Annotated in this window: 20 protein-coding genes; 9 read left to right on the top strand and 11 right to left on the bottom strand. The window is 59.7% G+C overall.

Annotated features, from left to right (window positions below; genetic code table 11):
* The first annotated feature begins 116 nt into the window (after positions 1-116).
* The 8 genes from C7S18_RS24905 to C7S18_RS08385 all read left to right on the top strand — a co-directional run bounded on the left by C7S18_RS24905 (position 117) and on the right by C7S18_RS08385 (position 5,750).
* Positions 117-485: a ferredoxin reductase domain-containing protein gene (locus C7S18_RS24905; RefSeq protein WP_240624003.1), complete on the top strand. Its 369-nt coding sequence runs from the start codon at positions 117-119 to the stop codon at positions 483-485.
* Between the two features lie 39 nt (positions 486-524).
* Positions 525-1,352, top strand: a complete 828-nt coding sequence (locus C7S18_RS08415; protein WP_106891139.1) for a DUF3050 domain-containing protein — start codon at positions 525-527, stop codon at positions 1,350-1,352.
* Between the two features lie 286 nt (positions 1,353-1,638).
* Positions 1,639-1,875, top strand: coding sequence for a DUF6200 domain-containing protein (locus C7S18_RS24185; RefSeq protein ID WP_146151826.1), 237 nt, complete (start codon positions 1,639-1,641; stop codon positions 1,873-1,875).
* Positions 1,876-1,912: 37 nt separating this feature from the next.
* The gene (locus C7S18_RS08405; RefSeq protein WP_146151825.1) at positions 1,913-2,272 is read left to right on the top strand and encodes a DUF6312 domain-containing protein; all 360 of its coding nucleotides are present in this window, start codon (positions 1,913-1,915) and stop codon (positions 2,270-2,272) included.
* Between the two features lie 114 nt (positions 2,273-2,386).
* Positions 2,387-4,258 carry an ABC1 kinase family protein gene (locus tag C7S18_RS08400; protein ID WP_106891136.1) on the top strand — a complete coding sequence of 624 codons (1,872 nt, stop codon included), beginning with the start codon at positions 2,387-2,389 and terminating at the stop codon, positions 4,256-4,258.
* A gap of 309 nt (positions 4,259-4,567) precedes the next feature.
* Positions 4,568-4,816, top strand: coding sequence for a type II toxin-antitoxin system HicA family toxin (locus tag C7S18_RS08395; RefSeq protein WP_106891135.1), 249 nt, complete (start codon positions 4,568-4,570; stop codon positions 4,814-4,816).
* Positions 4,813-5,256: a type II toxin-antitoxin system HicB family antitoxin gene (locus tag C7S18_RS08390; protein ID WP_106891134.1), complete on the top strand. Its 444-nt coding sequence runs from the start codon at positions 4,813-4,815 to the stop codon at positions 5,254-5,256. The genes C7S18_RS08395 and C7S18_RS08390 overlap by 4 nt, the downstream gene beginning before the upstream one ends.
* Before the next feature lie 5 nt (positions 5,257-5,261).
* On the top strand, positions 5,262-5,750 hold the full coding sequence (locus C7S18_RS08385; protein WP_106891133.1) for a class I SAM-dependent methyltransferase: 489 nt from the start codon (positions 5,262-5,264) through the stop codon (positions 5,748-5,750).
* A gap of 88 nt (positions 5,751-5,838) precedes the next feature.
* Here the strand turns inward: C7S18_RS08385 and C7S18_RS08380 are convergent, their stop codons facing one another.
* From C7S18_RS08380 to C7S18_RS08345, 9 genes are all read right to left on the bottom strand, one after another.
* A complete protein-coding gene (locus C7S18_RS08380; RefSeq protein WP_170113181.1) occupies positions 5,839-7,299 on the bottom strand; it encodes a heavy metal sensor histidine kinase in 1,461 nt (486 codons plus the stop codon).
* Complete coding sequence (locus C7S18_RS08375) at positions 7,277-7,969, bottom strand: heavy metal response regulator transcription factor (RefSeq protein WP_106891131.1); 693 nt, start codon at positions 7,967-7,969, stop codon at positions 7,277-7,279. Before C7S18_RS08375 ends, C7S18_RS08380 begins: the two co-directional genes overlap by 23 nt.
* A gap of 183 nt (positions 7,970-8,152) precedes the next feature.
* Positions 8,153-8,680 (bottom strand): DUF411 domain-containing protein, encoded by a 528-nt coding sequence (locus tag C7S18_RS08370; RefSeq protein WP_240624002.1) that lies wholly within the window; start codon positions 8,678-8,680, stop codon positions 8,153-8,155.
* Positions 8,677-9,201 (bottom strand): nuclear transport factor 2 family protein, encoded by a 525-nt coding sequence (locus C7S18_RS08365; RefSeq protein ID WP_106891130.1) that lies wholly within the window; start codon positions 9,199-9,201, stop codon positions 8,677-8,679. The genes C7S18_RS08370 and C7S18_RS08365 overlap by 4 nt, the downstream gene beginning before the upstream one ends.
* Positions 9,202-9,294: 93 nt before the next feature.
* Positions 9,295-9,957: a c-type cytochrome gene (locus C7S18_RS08360; RefSeq protein ID WP_106891129.1), complete on the bottom strand. Its 663-nt coding sequence runs from the start codon at positions 9,955-9,957 to the stop codon at positions 9,295-9,297.
* A gap of 13 nt (positions 9,958-9,970) precedes the next feature.
* The gene (locus C7S18_RS08355; RefSeq protein WP_106891128.1) at positions 9,971-11,389 is read right to left on the bottom strand and encodes a multicopper oxidase family protein; all 1,419 of its coding nucleotides are present in this window, start codon (positions 11,387-11,389) and stop codon (positions 9,971-9,973) included.
* Positions 11,386-13,167, bottom strand: a complete 1,782-nt coding sequence (locus tag C7S18_RS08350) for a TolC family protein (RefSeq protein WP_170113180.1) — start codon at positions 13,165-13,167, stop codon at positions 11,386-11,388. Before C7S18_RS08350 ends, C7S18_RS08355 begins: the two co-directional genes overlap by 4 nt.
* Before the next feature lie 108 nt (positions 13,168-13,275).
* Positions 13,276-13,614, bottom strand: a complete 339-nt coding sequence (locus C7S18_RS25295; protein WP_425481097.1) for a hypothetical protein — start codon at positions 13,612-13,614, stop codon at positions 13,276-13,278.
* Positions 13,615-14,087: 473 nt separating this feature from the next.
* Positions 14,088-14,915, bottom strand: coding sequence for a hypothetical protein (locus tag C7S18_RS08345; RefSeq protein WP_106891126.1), 828 nt, complete (start codon positions 14,913-14,915; stop codon positions 14,088-14,090).
* A gap of 93 nt (positions 14,916-15,008) precedes the next feature.
* Here C7S18_RS08345 and C7S18_RS08340 point away from each other — a divergent pair, with 93 nt between their 5' ends.
* Complete coding sequence (locus C7S18_RS08340) at positions 15,009-15,263, top strand: helix-turn-helix domain-containing protein (protein ID WP_106891125.1); 255 nt, start codon at positions 15,009-15,011, stop codon at positions 15,261-15,263.
* Between the two features lie 851 nt (positions 15,264-16,114).
* Here C7S18_RS08340 and C7S18_RS08335 read toward each other — a convergent pair.
* A complete protein-coding gene (locus tag C7S18_RS08335) occupies positions 16,115-17,290 on the bottom strand; it encodes a TniQ family protein (protein ID WP_106891124.1) in 1,176 nt (391 codons plus the stop codon).
* Positions 17,287-18,228 (bottom strand): TniB family NTP-binding protein, encoded by a 942-nt coding sequence (locus C7S18_RS08330; RefSeq protein WP_106891123.1) that lies wholly within the window; start codon positions 18,226-18,228, stop codon positions 17,287-17,289. The genes C7S18_RS08335 and C7S18_RS08330 overlap by 4 nt, the downstream gene beginning before the upstream one ends.
* Position 18,229: the final 1 nt, after the last annotated feature.

Below are 18,229 nucleotides of genomic sequence, written 5' to 3'. Positions count from 1 at the left end.
TCGGACACTTTCGTCCCGGCACAACGATCACCTGCCAGCTACCATTTGGGAACTGTTGTCTGCCCGAGGATCCGCGTCCAGTCGTGATGATCGCCGGGGGGACCGGAATTTCGCCTATGCGCGCAATGATTACCTCGTCGATTGCTCGCGGCGAATCCCGAGAGATCTGGTTGTACTGGGGCGGAACCAGCCCCGAGGCGCTGTTTCTGGATGCTGAACTCCGGGCCTTGGCGGCCGCACATCCTCGCCTGCACTATCGCCCAGTCGTCGAACAGGCGTCTTCGAGCTGGCCAGGTGCCATCGGATTGCCGCATCTCGTGGCCAAACGGGAACACCCCAGCTTTGCCAGCCTCTCTGTATTTTGCAGCGGCTCGGCCGCCATGGCGCGCGCCGTCTACCGCACGTTGCAAGCCCATGGACTGCCATTCGAACAGTTTCATTGCGACTGGATCGAAATCTTTCGTGCGCGCAATGAACCCTTTTAACCCTTCTCCTGTAACGACTTGAATTGTTGAGGCCCGCCCATGTTAATCGCTCCCTTGTCTGTACCCGCCACGCCGCCTACGGCCACTTTGGCCGACCAATACCCTGCTGCGCTTGCCGAGCTCCGGCAGCACAGCGCCGCCCTACATGTCCACCCGGTGTTTGCACTGGTGCACACACCTGAAGACCTGCGAACGTTCATGCGTTGGCATGTCTTTGCGGTCTGGGATTTCATGTCCCTAGTCAAGCGCCTGCAAATCGATCTGACCTGTGTGTCGCTGCCGTGGATGCCGCCGAAATATCCAAAGGCTGCCCGCCTGATCAATGAAATCGTGCTCGGCGAAGAGTCGGATGAGACCCCCGATCACGCGCATGCCAGCCACTACGATTTGTACTTGGATGGGATGAAGGAAGTCGGCGCTGATCCTGTCGAAATCCGCGCGTTCCTGGCCGAGCTGGCCGCCACCGGCGACGTCCCAGAGGCGCTGCGACGCGTCAAGGTGCCTGCACCGATTGGTGACTTTGTTCGCGCGACCCTTGCGACCGCTGAATCCGGCACTACTGCCGAAGTCCTTGGCAGCTTCTTCTATGGCCGGGAAAATGTGATCCCGCGGATGTTCGAGGCCTTGCTCTCGAAGTGGACCATTGATGAGTCGACTGTGCCCACGTTCGTGTACTACCTGAAGCGACACATCGAGCTCGATGGCGACGCTCATGGCCCAGCCGCAGAAGCCATTATCGATGACATTGTCGGCGATCACTTAGAGCAGCGAATGGCCTTGGTTCGCGCCGCCATTAGTGCGGTCAAAGCTCGAATCGCCCTTTGGGACGCCTTGGCGGCAACTCTCAATGTGCCGGTGGCCGCGTGAGTGCGCAACGGCGGCACGATCAGTGTCGTGCCGCCGTCAGAACCGAGTTTGCAGCAACACCCACCAGGGGACGACGGCTTGCGTGCTGTGAGCGGGTTCCGCCTACTACAAGTACGAATTCGGCGCTTCGTCGATACTCGACGTGCAGCAGGGCGCGTCGGTGCTGCCGGCCCATGCCGATGCGCACTCCATGCGCTTGGCATGGGTCGCCTCAAGACTTGTCGATTTTGTAACGTCCCCAACGCGTCGCTGCGCCGATCTCCCAAACCAACAGAGGAACTTCTTGATGACCAACGCATCCGTTCCGCCGATTGTGATTGACCTCGGCGCCCGCAAGAAAAAGCACATCCGCCAACTGAAAAACGGCCGCGGTGCCGCGCAGGACGAGGTTGCCCGAGTCCTAGAATCAGTACGCACGGACCTCGCCGCTGAAGCAGAGGGCAAGATTTTGGTTCCGGTGGTTATCGTCTACCGGCGTAAGCGCAAACGCGCCGGTTGGGCTCGCGGTTTTGGCCTGTACTGATCGGACTGACTGACGCACGCTCAATAAGGAGCCCGTTATGGCAACTGTACTCCCTGCTGCCCCCCCCACCAAGGTGGTTGACACCGCGCAACGAGCGGCGCGTACCTACTCCCAAGGTACCAAGCGCTGGCAACGCAATTTCCGAGGTTTGTCGCGAAGTAGCCTTCGGCTCAGCGACGCAATCTCGCAGGCCCTTCAAGATTATCGAGATCGCAGTGATCGCTCCTCTCGCAAGAAGCGCGATGGCGAGCTTCGCGATCTACCAAAAAATGTCGCGCGAGCGATGGAAGTGGCCTTCACCGAAGCCGGCAAGGCCCCAGGCGATTGGATGTCTCGAATTGGCACCCGTCGCTTCTACAAGCGCAGTCGCAACCTGATTCGTCTATTCTGGCGATAGCGCGTTTGCCGGCGGCGGCTTGCGACCGCCCAGTGTTGTAACGCAGTGGGGAGGATAGCGCTGGCCCCCAACACGCCCTCTCCACTGCGCCTCTTCCTGTCCAGATTGGTCGCTATGCCCCCTCTCCCAATGGTGCCCGCTGATGGCAGGCACAACCAGGCACGAGTGTTGTCGTCACTGCCCGAACCGAAACGCCTGACGCCGAACGGCGCCATTCGGCGTACGCCCCCATTGCGGCGCTTCGAGTTCTTCCATGCCAGTCTGATTCGCTGCCTGTATCGGGCGGGTCGATGCGGGGTCACCGCGCTCGTGTTGATGGCGGTGATCACGATCGACATTCTGCTACGACGCAATTCAGCTGAACGTCGGGCGCGACGCGTGCGGGCTGCCTTCCAGTCGCTCGGCCCTACCTTTATCAAGCTCGGTCAGCAGCTGTCCGCGCGCGTCGATCTGGTGCCCTATCCCTATATTCTCGAACTGGAGAAACTCCTCGACGACGTACCGGCCTTCCCCGCTGCGCAGGCCATCGCCATCATTGAGCGAACCACCGGACGACGATTGACCGAGATATTTCAGACTTTCGACCCCAAACCCATTGGTTCGGGATCCATCGCCTGTGTCTTTCAAGCCGTTCTGCAGACGGGCGAGCACGTCGCAGTCAAGGTCCGTCGACCGGGGATAGGGGAACAACTCGCCGCTGATCTAACAGTGTTACGCTGGGGTTGTCTGGCCCTGGAGCTGTTTGCCTTCCCACCTGGCTTCACGCGCAATTTCGTCGACGACCTGCGTACCATGCTGTTCGAAGAACTGAATTTCGCGCGCGAGGCGCGTTTCACCGAATTGTTCCGACATCAAGTCAAACAAGCCAAACTGAAGTTCGTGTCGGCGCCCAAAGTACATCACCGTTGGTGCAGCTTCGAAGTCTTGGTGTCTGAATTCGTGTCCGGCGTTTGGATGACTGACATCCTTCACGCCGTCGAAACTCAAGATCAGACCATCTTGCAACACCTGTCGGAACAGGGGATCCGCCCCAAGAAACTGGCACGCCGGGTGCTCCGGACGTCCCGCTTCGGGGCCTTTGAAGGTTGGGCGTTTCACGCCGATTTCCACCCTGCCAATATCCTGGTCCGCCCTGACAACCGCTTGATTTTGATTGACTTCGGCTCTTGTGGCACCTCCACTGAAAAGGAACGCCGGATCTGGCGTGCGTTTTTTCATGCCCAAGGTCAAAGCGATGTCAGCGGTATGGTGCGTGCAATCATTGGCATGCTCGACCCCTTACCGCCGGTCGACCTGGATGAATTCTCCAAACGCCTGGAAGCTGAGTTCTGGCGCGACTTGCATGCGCACAAGAGCAAACATGCGCACTGGTGGGAGCGCACCACCACCAATCTGTGGATCGGGTTCTTCCTGCTCACTCGTCAGTACCGCATTCCCGTCAATATCAACATCCTGAAAACGATCCGCGCGAGCCTGCTCTCGCACACGATCGCCGCGCGACTGCACCCAAACATTGATCACTACGCCGAGTTCCGGAAGTACGCCGCCGATGCCGGACGACGTGCTCGAAAACGCGTGCACGCGCGCCTCAACGCACTCGGCACCGACCAGACTTATCTCGACATCGAGCAGGGGATCGCGGCGGCACGCGCCGGGTTCGAACGACTGCAACGATATCTCGACACCTACTATGTCAATGCCAATAGGCAGGAGCAAACGGGGGCATTTCTGTTCCAAGAAGCCATCCGCGGGCTCGGTGTGGGAGCCTTGCTGCTGGTGGTCACCAAAACTTGGATGGTCTTGCGCTTGATAGCATCGGGCCAGCACACCGTTCAGGAGACGCTATCAGCCCAGTTTCAGACCAGCGCCGGGTGGGCCACCGCCGTCACGCATCCACTGTTCCTGGTCACCGCGACGCTGGCGGGCTTATACGTGGTCCGTCGCCTATGGCAACGACTCGGCATGAAGTATCCGGCCGCTACGTGAACCCCCAGATCACGGGGGCTGCGCTAGCGAAACCCCGCTGGCTACACCGACTTCATTGAGGATGCTGCCAATGTGCATTGAAAACCGCCGGCCGGAACGCCTCTCGTAGGCGGGCGACGCGATGGCCATGGGCGATCCACGTTGGGCATCATCACCGAGACGTTGCACGATCGCCACAAGCCACCGGCCGCCACATCGGCCAGGCAGCCTTGGTATTGCTCGCGGTGACAAACTGGGCAGGCAAAATTGGTCGGGACTTGCGCACTGAGACAAACCGCCCTATTCTGCAACTATGCATTAGTTACAACCATGACGCGGCAAGATAGAAGGCTCGAACGACTCCGCTCGATCCCGACTGATTACGGCTGGGATGAACTGGTTGCCGTCCTGACGGCTCTCGGCTACCAGCTCAGCAACGGTGCCGGTTCGCGTCGCAAATTCTGGCGCGCCGACAATTTGGCACCGATCAGTCTTCACGAACCTCATGGTAGCCAACCCGTCAAACGCATCTACATTCGTTACGTGCTTGAGACGCTAATCGAGGCAGAATTGATATGACCCATGCGCTTCAATATCGCGGCTACTATGCAACGCTCGAAATCGATCTTGATGCAAAGATGATTGTCGGCCGCGTGGCAAATGTCCGCGCTGCACTGTTGTTTGAAGGCGAGACACCCAGTGAGGCCGAACGGGATTTTCACGCCACGATTGACGACTATCTAGATGATTGCAAAGCGCGCGGCATTCGTCCGGAGGAGTCCTTTAGCGGGACCTTGCAGGTCCGCCTCGACAGCAAAGTGGATCATTATGCGCTCGCGACGCTTGCGGCGAGCAAGGGCAGCACGATCAACGCGGAAGTAAAATTGGCGGTGAAGGCGCATCTGCTGCAGAGCGCCCGCGTCGCGAGCACAAGCGCTGCTGGCCTGAGAAAACCCTTTCTCAAACTGGTTGATAAGTCCTACGTTTTGACTCACGAAGTCGTGCAAGACAGCGCCTAACCGATATGATCGTCAAACCATCCGTGCAGATTAGTTCGATCCAGATTGATGGCATCGACGCCAAAGTAAGCGCACGTCGAAAAGGCGTTCAGGCAGCGGTCAATTCTGGCGTTGAATTGCTGGAACTCGAAGATGGAACCTTGTCATCGGACCACGCCGAGGGCGCGCCTGAATTCCAAGCGGCTCGCGTTGTGTACCGGCACTTCGTGTCCGCCGTGGATGTCGAAGGGCAGCCCTTTTACGACGCCAGTGTGGTGATCAGTGCCTTCATGCACGTTAATCGCAAGGCTTATCCGATCAGTCCCGATGACAACGCGATTGTTTTGAAGTTTCTCGATCAGGTCTTTGCACTGCTCATGCCCTATTCTGCGCAGAAGTTGTATGTGCTCTGCTATGAGATGGGCATTTCGCCAGAACCACCGGTCGCGTTTTTTCCAGCGCGACATCAGACGGGTGATACCGATCCAGAATCGGATGATTCAAGCTCGAGCTGAACGGTCGCTGTTGACCCAACTCGCTTTGCTTGTGCCAATGCCAATCGCAACTAGGCAATTAGCAGCCAGTCCAGTCGAATCCCGACGTTCAGTGCGGCCGCCGTGGACGCGGTCCGGGTTCGCTTCCTTCAGCCTCACCGTGGAGGCCGGCAAGTTCCATCGGGAACTGCATGACGAATCGCGTCACGCCGGCAAACGAGGCCACCGATACATCCCCACCATGCGCGCGCACAATAGATTGGCAGATCGCCAATCCCAGCCCCGCCCCCTCGTCGGTACGGGTGCGCGAGGCGCTGCCGCGATAGAACCGGTTAAACAACCTCACCATTTGTTCAGGCGGAATCGTCGGTCCCGGATTTTCGACCAGGATTGAGGCCGCCTCAGACGAGCGTGTGATGTCGACACGAATCATGCCACCACGCGGCGTAAAGCGAATCGCATTGGCGAGCAAATTGCCCAGTGCGCGCCGAATCATCACACGATCGCCTTGGATGCTCGCCTGACCGTGATGTTTGAGACGCACGCCCCGTTCCGAGGCCAGGGCATCATAAAACTCGAAGACCGCAGTGACTTCCTGCGCTAGATCGATCTGCTCCCGGGTCGGAATCACCAGACCGTGATCCGCTTTGGCCAGGAACAGCATGTCGCTGATCATGCGAGCCAAGTCCTCATACTCCTCCAGTGCGGAATACAACACCTCGCGATACTCGTCTTCACTGCGCCGCTTCGACAGACTGACCTGCGTTTGCATCATCAGATTGCTGATCGGCGTTCGAAGCTCGTGAGCAAGATCAGAGGAAAAATCAGTCAGTCGCTGCAGTGAATCGCTGAGGCGATCCAACATACCATTGAATGCTTCCGCCAAAGGCCGCAGCTCAATGGGCACCTCCTGCACGGGCAGCCGTTCCTGCAATTGTTGCGCTGAGATCGATTCGGCCACCGCCGCCATGTCGGCGATCGGCGCCAAACCACGTCGCGTTGTCACCACCGACAAACCCGCCATGACCAGAAGCGCCATGCCGCAAATCAAGGCCAGTTGGGTATCAAACGTCGACAGGATTTCTTGATGCCGGGAAATGTCGGAGGCAACGGTGACTTCCATGAAATGGCCCCGCCTTCCGGTGGGTAGTTGGGTGGTCAGACCTTGAAAAGCGGCGGTTGCTCCCGACCAGGCAATCGGTCGAAAGGTACCCGGTAGCAGGGCCGAAACACGCGCCTCGGACAAGGGCGGGATGTCAGCGTGGCCACTGACGAATCGGAAATTGGCGGTCGGGTCGTCAACCCGGACCAGGAGATTATGGTGGCCGACCATGGCATCGCTTAACAACGCGAATACGGCAGCATTATCTTGCTCCCCTCGCCAATCATCCAAAATATGCCCGATGAGCTCAAACTTGCCCTCCCAAGCCTTTCGGTCCTGGCCTTGAAAATGCTGCTCCACGGCGAGATGGATCACAATCGCGACCATAGCAAAAACCACCGCCGCCAACACCGTATAGGCGAGCGTGATGCGCCAGGCGATCGAACTATGCAATGACGGGCGCCGCACCCGGAGGCTCCAACACATAACCCATGCCGCGGATCGTGTGGATCAAGCGGACCTCAAAGTCCGTGTCCACTTTGGTCCGCAAACGCCGGATCGCCACCTCCACGACATTGGTGTCACTGTCAAAATTCATATCCCACACCTGCGATGCGATCAAAGCCCGCGGCAGGATTTCCCCTTCCCGACGCATCAATAACTCCAGCAAAGCAAATTCCTTGGCCGTCAAATCGATTCGCTGCCCTTTTCGAAATGCCCGTCGACGCCGCAAATCCAGCTCCAGGTCGGCTACTTGTAGGGTCTCGCCCTCTCGGACCGGCGACCGTCGCAGCAAACTGCGAAGCCGCGCCAAAAGTTCCGAAAAAGCGAACGGTTTGACCAGATAGTCATCGGCGCCCAGTTCCAGTCCATGCACGCGATCCTCTATCTGATCTCGCGCCGTCAGGAAAATCACTGGCGTCTGCACGCCCGCCTCACGAATGTGGCGAAGCAGCGCATAGCCATCGCGTTCAGGCAACATGACGTCCAGAATTACCAGGCCGTAGTCTTCCTCCATGGCCATCTGCTGTCCGGTCAAGCCATCCTGCACCCAATCGGTGGTGAACCCGGCTTCGCTCAAGCCACGCTTGAGGTAGTCACCAATCTTGCCTTCATCTTCGATCAATAGGATCTTCATGGTTCGCGCACGTCGATTCGCATCATGGCGGCTAAGATACCGGCTGCGTGACGATTTCATGGTTAAGGCCTGTCAAAAGTTGGTTGACATTCATCCCGGCGACCCCTGGTAATGGTGGCCGCCGGGAACCAGAGCACTAACTTCGGGTGCAAAAGTGATCGAGAGCCGAGGCGCCCGAGCTCTTCATTGACTCGGGTGCTGCTGAAACGTACGGGTGTTACCCTGCTTGTCGAGCAATTCAACGCTAAAAGCGTCCTTCCGGCCGTTAGGCACTTCCATGCCGGGCGAACCCAGTGGCATGCCGGGCAGGACCAGCCCCCGAGCCGGTGGCCGCTCGGCCAGCAAGCGCTCCAAGTCCGTAACTGGAACATGTCCCTCGATTACATAGCCATCGACTTCGGCCGTGTGGCACGAGACCATTTCGGGGGGAATGCCGAGGCGTGATTTCAGGGCTGACAAGTCCGAGTCATTCCGCACCTCCACCGGAAACCCCGCCTGTTCCAAGTGTTCGACCCACTTGCCGCAACAACCGCAGCTCGGTGACTTATGCACCACCACGAGGGGCTTCTGGGCATGCGCCGAATGAGTCGGCGCCGCTGGCGCGTTTGCTGGTCGACTGTCCGGGCCCCGCGCGCACGCGCTGGTCCCGGCCAACGCCGCCATGACCACCCACATTATTCGGGAAAATCGCGTGAGCAGGTAGCGTCTCATTTCTGTGCCCTCGACGACCAATGCAAGTGGACGATCTGCCAACTCTTGCCGACCTTCTGCAAAACCGCCGTTTCGGTCGACAAGATCATCAGCATTTGTTCGCCCTTCATGGCGTGGATCTGCGACTCGCTGGCAACCCAGACCAGATCACCGGAAACACTCGCGGTTCGGCGGTTCAGGGTGATCTGAGCGGACTTCAGGAATTCGGCATCGTGTTTGGCGTGACCGTTCAAGTATTCGTCGCGGCTACGCTCGGCCCCGCCACTCTCGAGGATCAGTACGGTTGGCGACAGCTCTTGACTGGCGGCCGGCAGATCACCCGCTGCCAATGCGTTGCTGAACCGTTCCAGCGCGGCGACTGCATCATCGGCCGCCATTGGGATCGATACCGATGCCTTGGCCGTCGTCCGGCCGGCTTCAATCATCGAAGCCTTGTGCTGCTCGGTTCCGTGCGACCAAGCAATCGGCGCACTGAGGGCCAGCATGGAGGCCATGACAAGTCGATGGGTAAATGTGTTCATTGTGTAGTCCTCGTAAGATTTGAGTTGACTTGGGTTGATTGGATTCGAATGAGAGGGAGCTGAATTCAGGTGGGGAGATCGCCCCCTGATGACCTAGTGATCGTGTCCTTCCGATGACGCGTGGGCGTCGGTCACTGGGTCGTCGCCGGCCATGGGATCGGCTTCCGGTTCAAACGAGGATGAGGGGGACGAATGACTGCCCGCGTGCGGATCGCCTGCGCCGACGTCAGTCTCGCCCCCACCATGATCGTGGCCCGGACTGGCCGCGATTTGCTCGCGGTATTGCGCTGCCGTCATCGTCGGAAACTGCTTGATGAAGGCGACCATGCCCCAGAGGTACTTGTCGTCCATGCTTTTTCCCCAAGCCGGCATCCCTGATGCTTTGATGCCGTGCTTCAGGACCCAAAACGCCGCACGTGGATCAGCTTGCCCCAGTGCGTCCCACCGCGGTGGCTTGGGGTAGAGCCCGACACTGAGCTCAGTTTCTTCGGCACCCGGACTCAAATGACACGTCACACACATCGCGCTGTAATTACCAGCGCCGCTACGGATGAGCTCAGGATCGCGCAGATCTGGAACTTCGATATCCTCAGCGCGAACCGAAATCGAGCGCGCTCGGGCCAGATCGATCACTCGATAGGTAACTGGCCAGTGCGGATCATCAGCTGCCACGTTGTACCAACCAAATCCAATCGTTGCAGCCGCGCCAGCCGCACCCAAGGCACCCAGCACCAACAAAGTCTTTAGCGTGCTCATTGATAAGGTCTCCTTAACTGTGTTTCATGGAAGCATGGTCCATCGGTTTGGCCTCGAGAGGCGCCGGTGAGCCAGGGAGTGGCGCACGCCGGGTTGGCGCGCCAAAGTCAGGGTCAGTGCTGATCCGGTGTGCGACCGTGCCTCGCGGATTCGGGTACCAGCCCGGATCCCGATAATCATTGGCAGCAAGGTCATCGCGCACCTTGATCACCGTAAACATGCCGCCCATTTCCAAATTGCCGAACGGTCCCTTGCCCATCATCATCGGCAACGTGTTTTCCGGGCCTTGCATATGCCCCGAATCGGTGTGCTCCTGGTGCTCCGCCATGCCGCCCTGCCCCATGGGCATGAATCCGGGCAACAACTGCCGAATTTCTTCAGCTACTCCAGACTGATCAACGCCTAGGGCATTTGGGAGCTCATGGCCCATCGCATTCATCGTGTGATGCGACATATGACAGTGAAAGGCCCAGTCACCCGGCAATGCGACGAATTCGAAATCGCGAATTTGCCCGACACCAACTATCTCGGTGACCTCAGAGCGCCATTGCGTGCGCGGCCAGCGGCCTCCATCGCCGCCGGTCACCAGGAATTTTGGGCCATGCATGTGGATTGGATGATTCCACATCGACAAGTTGGCGACCCGGATCCGCACGCGGTCGCCGGTGCGAGCGACCATCGGCTCAATGGCTGGAAAGACCTTGCTGTTCATGGTCCAAAGATCAAAGTTCTGCATGACCGAGGGGTCGGGCCGATACGTTCCCGGATGCAAGGCCCAGTTATGAAGCAGCACAACATAGTCACGATCAATCGGTTCCGGCTCACCCGCGCGAGGATGAATGATGAACATTCCCATCATTCCGACCGCCAGTTGCACCATCTCATCAGCATGCGGGTGATACATGTGGGTGCCATGCTGATTGAGGACAAACTCATAGACGTAGGTTTCGCCTGGTTTGATGTGCGGTTGCGAAAGCCCACCCACACCATCCATGCCACTGGGCAGCATGATCCCGTGCCAGTGCACACTGGTGTGTTCGGGTAGCCGATTGGTCACGTATATACGGACCCGATCACCCTCCACCGCCTCCAGGGTTGGCCCGGGGGTCGATCCGTTGTAGCCCCAGCACTTGGCGCGCGACCCAGGCGCAAACTCATGCTCGATTTCCTCAGCGACCAAATGAAACTCTTTGACGCCGTCCACCATTCGGTGCGGTAGCGTCCAGCCATTGAGCGTCCGCACGGGATTGAATGCACTCGTTGGCGCCGATGGCGGGGCCTTGGGTGCTGCGCGATCGAGCCATTCTCCTTTTGAACGGGCGCCCAGATGCGCATCGTGCTCTTGCGCTTGACTCAGTTTCGGCAACAAGCCCAGCGGTGCCAAGGCGCCAAGGCCGGCAAAATTGAACCAACGACGACGCGATAGCTTCATGGACGGTCTCCGTGTGAATGTGGCTGATGGGAGTCGGATTCAGGGTCCTCGACGAGCGGCTCATCGGGAGACATGGGCGCCGGCGCGGTTGGATCCGATTCGGCCGGCGCTGCCATCGCAGGCTGGTGGTCATGGGCCTGGGGTTCTGGCTTCGGCATTTCGACAGCCGGCGGTGACCTCTCCGTCACTGGCTCCCGTGCTGGCGGGTCGGACATCGGCATACCCGACATCTGGTGGCCTGCATGCGGATTGACCATGGGTGCTTGCCCCGAAGTCTGATGTCCGGCGTGCGGATCGGCCATCGATGCTTGATCCGGCATCCGGTGCCCGGCATGGGGATCTGGCGCAGACGCCCGAGGCGACGAGACGGGGTCGCTCATGCCCACGGCCTCAGCCGGCAGCACGACCTGCACACCCAGAGTCGGTTCGGTTACCGTGCCGTCATCAGGCAGACGCCCGCCGACTGTGCCGCGAAGGTTGGCCCGAGCCACCCAGTAATCTCGAACGGATTCTAAGTAAGCCTGATAGGCGTCGTACGATTGCTGCTTGGCCAAGAGCAGTTCGAACACGCCGACCAACATGAAGTTCACGCGCGCCTGCGTCTGTGCCACGATCGTTTCTCGATTGGGCACCAAGTCATCGCGCCAGCGCTCGGCGATCTTGCGATTGACCGTCAGCGACTCCCATCCCAAGCGCACGTCATTCTGGACGCTGAGAACGGTGGCATCCAGATCGGCGCGAGCTTGCACCAGCGCAGCGTCAGCACGCCCAATGGCCCCCTGTCCCTGGTTGAAAATCGGCAATGCCAACGATGCAACCGGTCCCCGTGTACGCGCACCATCAAACTCCCGTTCGCGTTCGTAACCGACTTCTACCCCCCCGAGCCAGCGCCAACGACGGCTCGCACCGAGTGCCTGCTCCCGGAGCGCCACCACCTGCTGCGCCGATTTGAGATCCAACCGCGAACTCAGGGCAAGGGTCGTGAGCGTTTCTGGAGCGTACGCATCCTTCTTCGGCGCTGGCAGTTCAGTCGGAATGATCCAGCCTTGTTCGGCCCGAAGCCCGACCAAGCCAGCGAGTGCATGCCGGGCACGCAATGCCGCCGTGTCTGCGGTCACAGCATCGATTCGCGCTTCGGTCGCGGCCGCTTGTTCTTGCGCCAGTTGCAGCGCGCTAATGTTACCGGCATCAAAATAGCGTTGAGCGAGCTTTGCACTGCCCTCGGCTGCCCGTGCAACCAGACTCCGCATAGCGGCCACTTGCTGCGCACTGACCGCCTCAAACCAAGCAATTTCGACCGCCGTAGCCAACGACAGTGCCGAGTTCGCAACGTCGCTCTCGATACGCTCAAGTTCACCGCTTGCCAAACGCTTGCGCACCGGCAGCAGCAGTAGTTCTGTCAGCCCAAAGGTCAAGCTTCGCGTCACCTGACGGCTATCCCCAGCACTCGGCGCCAAGCGCACATAGCCCAGACTCGGATTCGCAATGCGCCGCGCGTCTTCGAGATCAGCACGGCCGATGCCCAGGCGGGCAAATTGCTCCCGTATCTGCGGGTTGTAAAAGAACGCCAGTTGAACCGCTTGTTCGACCTCAAGCGCCTCGGTCGGAATTGGCGGCCTTGGTTCAAGCGATAGAGGGGACCAGTTCGGCGGCAATGGCCGCCGACTGGCAATTAGATCGCGCGTTTCGGAATCGCCGCGTTCGCGCGGAAGGCTGGCACACGCCGCCAAGCCCATTACTGCCGCGCAGAGTGCGGCAGCTCGGAACAAAAAAGCCATGAATACTTCCTCAATGGCAGCCCGCATCCCAAGTTGGGAGCGTCAAGGGCCACAGTCACAGAAAACCCGACACCTCAACAGGCATCAGGCGCGACAGGATTTAGCCGATTAAGGACTTGGGGGACGGAACGGCGGATGGCCGCGATAGGCGACGCAATGTGTGACAACAGGAATCGGCCGCACGACGTCGAACTCGGGCGGAATCACGGCACCTAGTGAAAACGCCAACGCTGGCGGCAGCACACAACCGCATTGGCAACTCTGACCATCACAACAACCGCCCGGTGAAGGCTTGATGGGCTTGCTGGGCGCTTGCTCCTGGCGAGTCGACTCTGACCGATGTTGGTGCGCCATCTTCCCGTGTTCCGACGTCATTGCGGTCAGATGTGACTCATGCGTCCCAGTGTGCATACTCATTGTCATCCCTGGGTGCATGCCATGCGCCATGGCCAAAGGCGTCACCGTCCCATTCAGGACCAGTGTCACCATTAGAAACCACAGAGTAAGTCGGCGCAACATGATGGCAATAGACCGAGGGTGATCAGCAGAGTTCCCGGCGATTGTCACTCAACTCGGCCACGTCTGCAAAGACCTATTTGGGATCCCGCGAGGCGTCCTGCACCCGCCATTGCGTCGAAATTGCATGCCGGTCTCGGTACCGCTCTAAAGACTGTTGACGCCGAAGCCAAATTTGGCCCCGGTGCTAGGGGAAACACCGAGGCCCAGCGAACGAGGCGTTTTCGAGCCGAGGGTCCGCCGTGAGACTCTCACGAGCCTGGACAGTCCGGCGACCTGGAAAGCATTGCCAGGCAACTGACCGCAGCCAGCCTACCACAATGAGTTGAGCGCCGAGCGCACGCAGAAACAACGAACGTCGGGGAACATGCGACCGCTTTCTGGCCAGCCCCTGGCACCAGGTCTCACTCGCACAAGTGCCAAAGATCTGGCGACTCCCAGGTGATTTGCGTTTCAAAATCGGGCAACGGACTCGCCTGCAGCCCGCGTTGTTTCGACACGATCCGGACCTGAATCTTGCCCTTGTCGGGACTAACAGCTTGCATAAAGCCGACAAAGGCCCACTGACCCTGGTCTTTACATAGACGCGCACCGATTTGAAGTGGCATCGGTGCTTGGTCAAGCGGACCGGCTGCTTGCTGACTTTCAGTCGCTGGGTCAGGTACGTTCGCAACCTGCTCGATGGCGCCCATTGAGGCGCGCAAGGTCATTGCGCTCACATGCAGGCTTCCCGGTTCCAAAATGTCGATCGCTCGACTCCAGGCGCCCTCGATACTGGACTCTGCTAGGCCCGTCTCACACCGGTGATCGTGGATCCGCCAAATTTTCGGCTCGAAACGCAGCGTCGATCGATCCAAAGCCAGGAATCGTCGGAACCACGACTGACAACCTGACACCACACTCACCCGGCTATCGGGAGACAAGAACTGATTGTTGGACCGAACCTGGTACGGAACCAGCAGCCATTCTCGTTCAGCCGACCGAAGACCAAGCGTAATGGCGTAACGGCCAGGCTCGATCAGCAAGCTGCCCGACGCCGGAAATAGCTTTGCAAAGCCCTTGCGATGTTCTTTGGCCCGGACGCGCTGGGTCACGGTCAAAGTGGTCTGCAACTGCGGATCGAGCTGAATCAATGTCACTGAAGGTTCAGGCGTTCCCGCAACTGCAGCACTGGCTGCAAATAGCAGCATCAGGATTCCAAAAGTGCGTCGAACCGTTCGAAAGTCAGGCATGGCGTGGCTCAAAGTCGAATGTCAGGGAATATCTGATTTTTAGATATCTGGAAATCGTATCTAGCTTCTATCGGCCCCGCAATCCGGATTGCCATGCCGAAGTCCATCCATCGCCAAGAAGCCCAGATTCTGGTTGCTCTGATCCGCGAGTACCGAATCGCGGCCGGCCTGAAGCAAACCGAACTTTCCGAACGCCTCGGTCGCACGCAATCGTTTATCAGCGATGTCGAACGCGGACAGCGGCGCTTGGACCTCGTTCAGTTGCGCGATTTGGTCACCATTCTCGGGCGGACACTGCCCCGCTTCGTTCAGGAGTTCGAGCGACGCATTGCCGGACTAGGCCCGTGACATTGGCACCCTTTTCGCGCGCAGAGACGTCGTCTGAGACGCCAAGGCCAAGCCTACTCGGTGGCATACCCACTGACGCGATCCCCTTTCTGATAGACGGCACAGAGGTCAAGCCACCCGCCAAACCGCATTGAACGTCTCGCACCTTTGGCACACTTTGGTCCCTAATCTGAAGTCGAAGCATTGGCAAAGAACGTGACAATGTCGAAACGGCGGCTGTAATCACAAGTTCAAGACCAGAGGGGGCTGATACAAAAGGCGTAGTGTGGTCGGCAGCGTTTGGCGCCGTCGCCGCTCGCGTTCTGGCGCAAGCAGTTTCGTTATGGCACAACGCCGACGCGAAGTAATTGAGAGAAGCCGCCGGTGCCGACAGGGGTGCGTGATCCCGTATCGACGACGGTGGAACACTCCTTGGGCTGCTCCGGGTTGCTTGAGATCAATAGCGGGACACCGTTGCAACGCTCCAGTGTTCCGCTATCGATTGGGCTGACGGATGACGGTGGGTCCGCGGTCAGGCATTCCTGGGACTTAGGGCCGCTCGTCCCCGCTTATTTCAGCCAGCTCAGCGACAAACCCGTGGTGGCAGCTGCCCGATGCACCTGCACAGAAGGAACGGTATGCATCGCATGCCTTTGCGGGCACTACGCCTCGGAGTCCATCCCGAGTTGCGAGGCCATAAAAGCCTGGACGTGATCGTCAATGTTGCACAGGTTCTCCAAGTCGCGCGCAGCGTTCGAACAAGAGATCTCGCAACCGCTCGACGTCGAGCTCTTCAACCGGCCCTCACCATCGCGCCGGTGAACTGGCCGCCGGAGGGCCAGATTGCGAGCCTGGTTCGATCACCAGCAAGGTCAGGGAAAATCCCGACGATTCGCCAACAAAGGGCGCCAGTGCCTGACCCAGTTCCGCGGCAGCCGATGCCGGTCGGGCGCGACGGATTCGGGAGAACGTCGCTTGGGGCGAAGCGATGAGATGGCAGTCGGCGGTGTACGAGCTGCAGCCCAATCTGCGCCGCAGTCACCGAGGCTGGATACAGCGTAAACCAAATCATCGGCTTGTCCTCCCAACAGGCTTGGCCAGATCACGCGGTGCCACCAGTCATGGTGTGCCGCTGCGACATGCCCCGCCAGCCGGTAAAACGCCGGCAACGGCGTGTTCGGCACCAGGGCCAGGGCGACAAAGTACAGGGCGGCGCGCCGAACGGCGGGGTCGGCGATGGCGCAAAAGTGTGGGCCTAATCCGTCCGCGCGAACGCTACGTCCGATTGCCTTCCCCACCCGGAACACCCCACCCCATCGGCCAGCACCAGCATCCGGCCATAGCACCGCATGCACCGGCAAATCGGTGCCGACCGAAAGTCGATCCAACGCCGTTTTCAACAGCAGTTGGGCCAGTGCCGCATTGCCGCGCCACCCGTTCGGCCATGGCGGCACAGGCTCGTCGTGCAGCGGCAGATGGCGCCCAAGTTCGCAGGCGATCCGCGCCGCTTCTTGGGCCGCTCCGTCCACGCTGCCATCCAGGCGGTTCCGCAATGACTCGGCCTCCTTCCGATGTTCTGCGGTGGCTGCCTCGGAAGCGACCAGGATGGTGCGCCGTCGCTCGGGGTATCGACTCAACATTGTGTCAAGCGGTGTCTGGTGACGCGCACACCAGGGCACCATAGCGTCCAGCCAGGTCGTTCGAAAGTAGGTTCCCCGTGCGGTGGCGAGATCCTCGACCCAACAATGAGCACAAAACGCATTGCGAGCACTCGCCGCAAGTCGCCGCGTGGGCACCGGCGGCGCTGGCGGGTGCCACTCGCGGTCCCAGCACAGCGCCCGGGCGATCTCCGCGGCGAGCGGCAGCAGTGCGTCATCGAGATCGCGCCCGTCACCCGCATCTGGGAGTTCGATGGCCGCAAGCAGCGCTTCGCGCGACGTGCCCATGAGGCACGCCGCGCGATCGAGTACCGAACTGATGGTTTCGTCCGGTGCTGGGGGCGCGATTGGCAAGCGGTGAACGCAGTCGCGTGTCAGCACCATACTCATGCGGCCTGCCTCCGGCCCGCGCTGCCCCGCTCAATCCCCGCTTCCTGCGGTGGCGTCAAACCGCTTAGATCAGGTACCTCGTCGGCCAGATCGAGCATCTGCGCATCGATGCACTCGCGACCGGTCAGAATAGCGTGGACGGCGGCGTAGCGGATCAGCCGCACAATGCGCGCCAAGGTGCCTTCAGTGCGCTCCAGGATGCTCCGTACCAATGTGGTCGTAGTCAGGTGTGACGGGTTGGCGAGCGGCAGATTGCGGACCAACGAGTGCAGGAGGACTTCAAAGTCGTTGTTGTCTTTCCACGACGGCAGCTCCCGGTAGTCGAAACGCGCGTTGAGATGCGGATCCGCCTTCATCGCCAAAATCGCCTTGGGAATTCCCAGCGCAAGGATGGGAATCTTTACCTCGTTCATCAGTAGCTTCACAGTGTCCAGAGCAATCCGCTGCTGGCGCGGCGTCGAATTCAGGATGTCCTGGATCTCGTCAACGATGAGTAGGCGCACGCCCAACTGACGGAGCATGCGGATAGCCAATTCTTCGCGGTCCGATCCACGCAAAGTTGCTACGATCGGAATGCCGAGTGCCTCGAGCGTGCGATTGAAGATCGTCTTGGCTTCTCGCGCACCGGTCATCGAGATCGACACGATGGGTACCTGCTGCGGCGCGTCGTCGGTCGCCGTTATCGGGGCGAAACGTCGACTTAGTGAGGTTGCCAGCATCGTCTTGCCCGCACCGGGGTCACCGGTGATGACAAGACCCCAAGCCCGGACGCGGCGAGGCTCCAGCACGAGGGTCTCCAGGTGAATCATGAGTTTGTTCAGAGCCCGATGCCGGATGAAGCGGTCAGCGAGGATGAACTGCACGCGCTCGTCATCGGGGAGCGTCATCCCTGCGGCGGCGTGATCGTCAAGGTGCGAGTAGCGTTGGGGGCTTTTCATA

Source organism: Ahniella affigens (genome assembly GCF_003015185.1).
GTDB classification, from domain to species: domain Bacteria; phylum Pseudomonadota; class Gammaproteobacteria; order Xanthomonadales; family Ahniellaceae; genus Ahniella; species Ahniella affigens.
Note: the sequence above shows the minus strand (reverse complement) of the source record. Positions and strands in the feature narration are given on the sequence as shown.

Bases quoted from the DNA above. Each gene is read 5' to 3' on its own strand.
- C7S18_RS24905 (WP_240624003.1), top strand. From the start codon at position 117: ATGCGCGCAATGATTACCTCGTCGATTGCTCGCGGCGAATCCCGAGAG.
- C7S18_RS08415 (WP_106891139.1), top strand. From the start codon at position 525: ATGTTAATCGCTCCCTTGTCTGTACCCGCCACGCCGCCTACGGCCACT.
- C7S18_RS24185 (WP_146151826.1), top strand. From the start codon at position 1,639: ATGACCAACGCATCCGTTCCGCCGATTGTGATTGACCTCGGCGCCCGC.
- C7S18_RS08405 (WP_146151825.1), top strand. From the start codon at position 1,913: ATGGCAACTGTACTCCCTGCTGCCCCCCCCACCAAGGTGGTTGACACC.
- C7S18_RS08400 (WP_106891136.1), top strand. From the start codon at position 2,387: ATGCCCCCTCTCCCAATGGTGCCCGCTGATGGCAGGCACAACCAGGCA.
- C7S18_RS08395 (WP_106891135.1), top strand. From the start codon at position 4,568: ATGACGCGGCAAGATAGAAGGCTCGAACGACTCCGCTCGATCCCGACT.
- C7S18_RS08390 (WP_106891134.1), top strand. From the start codon at position 4,813: ATGACCCATGCGCTTCAATATCGCGGCTACTATGCAACGCTCGAAATC.
- C7S18_RS08385 (WP_106891133.1), top strand. From the start codon at position 5,262: ATGATCGTCAAACCATCCGTGCAGATTAGTTCGATCCAGATTGATGGC.
- C7S18_RS08375 (WP_106891131.1), bottom strand. From the start codon at position 7,969: ATGAAGATCCTATTGATCGAAGATGAAGGCAAGATTGGTGACTACCTC.
- C7S18_RS08370 (WP_240624002.1), bottom strand. From the start codon at position 8,680: ATGAGACGCTACCTGCTCACGCGATTTTCCCGAATAATGTGGGTGGTC.
- C7S18_RS08365 (WP_106891130.1), bottom strand. From the start codon at position 9,201: ATGAACACATTTACCCATCGACTTGTCATGGCCTCCATGCTGGCCCTC.
- C7S18_RS08360 (WP_106891129.1), bottom strand. From the start codon at position 9,957: ATGAGCACGCTAAAGACTTTGTTGGTGCTGGGTGCCTTGGGTGCGGCT.
- C7S18_RS08355 (WP_106891128.1), bottom strand. From the start codon at position 11,389: ATGAAGCTATCGCGTCGTCGTTGGTTCAATTTTGCCGGCCTTGGCGCC.
- C7S18_RS08350 (WP_170113180.1), bottom strand. From the start codon at position 13,167: ATGGCTTTTTTGTTCCGAGCTGCCGCACTCTGCGCGGCAGTAATGGGC.
- C7S18_RS25295 (WP_425481097.1), bottom strand. From the start codon at position 13,614: ATGGCGCATGGCATGCACCCAGGGATGACAATGAGTATGCACACTGGG.
- C7S18_RS08345 (WP_106891126.1), bottom strand. From the start codon at position 14,915: ATGCCTGACTTTCGAACGGTTCGACGCACTTTTGGAATCCTGATGCTG.
- C7S18_RS08340 (WP_106891125.1), top strand. From the start codon at position 15,009: ATGCCGAAGTCCATCCATCGCCAAGAAGCCCAGATTCTGGTTGCTCTG.
- C7S18_RS08335 (WP_106891124.1), bottom strand. From the start codon at position 17,290: ATGAGTATGGTGCTGACACGCGACTGCGTTCACCGCTTGCCAATCGCG.
- C7S18_RS08330 (WP_106891123.1), bottom strand. From the start codon at position 18,228: ATGAAAAGCCCCCAACGCTACTCGCACCTTGACGATCACGCCGCCGCA.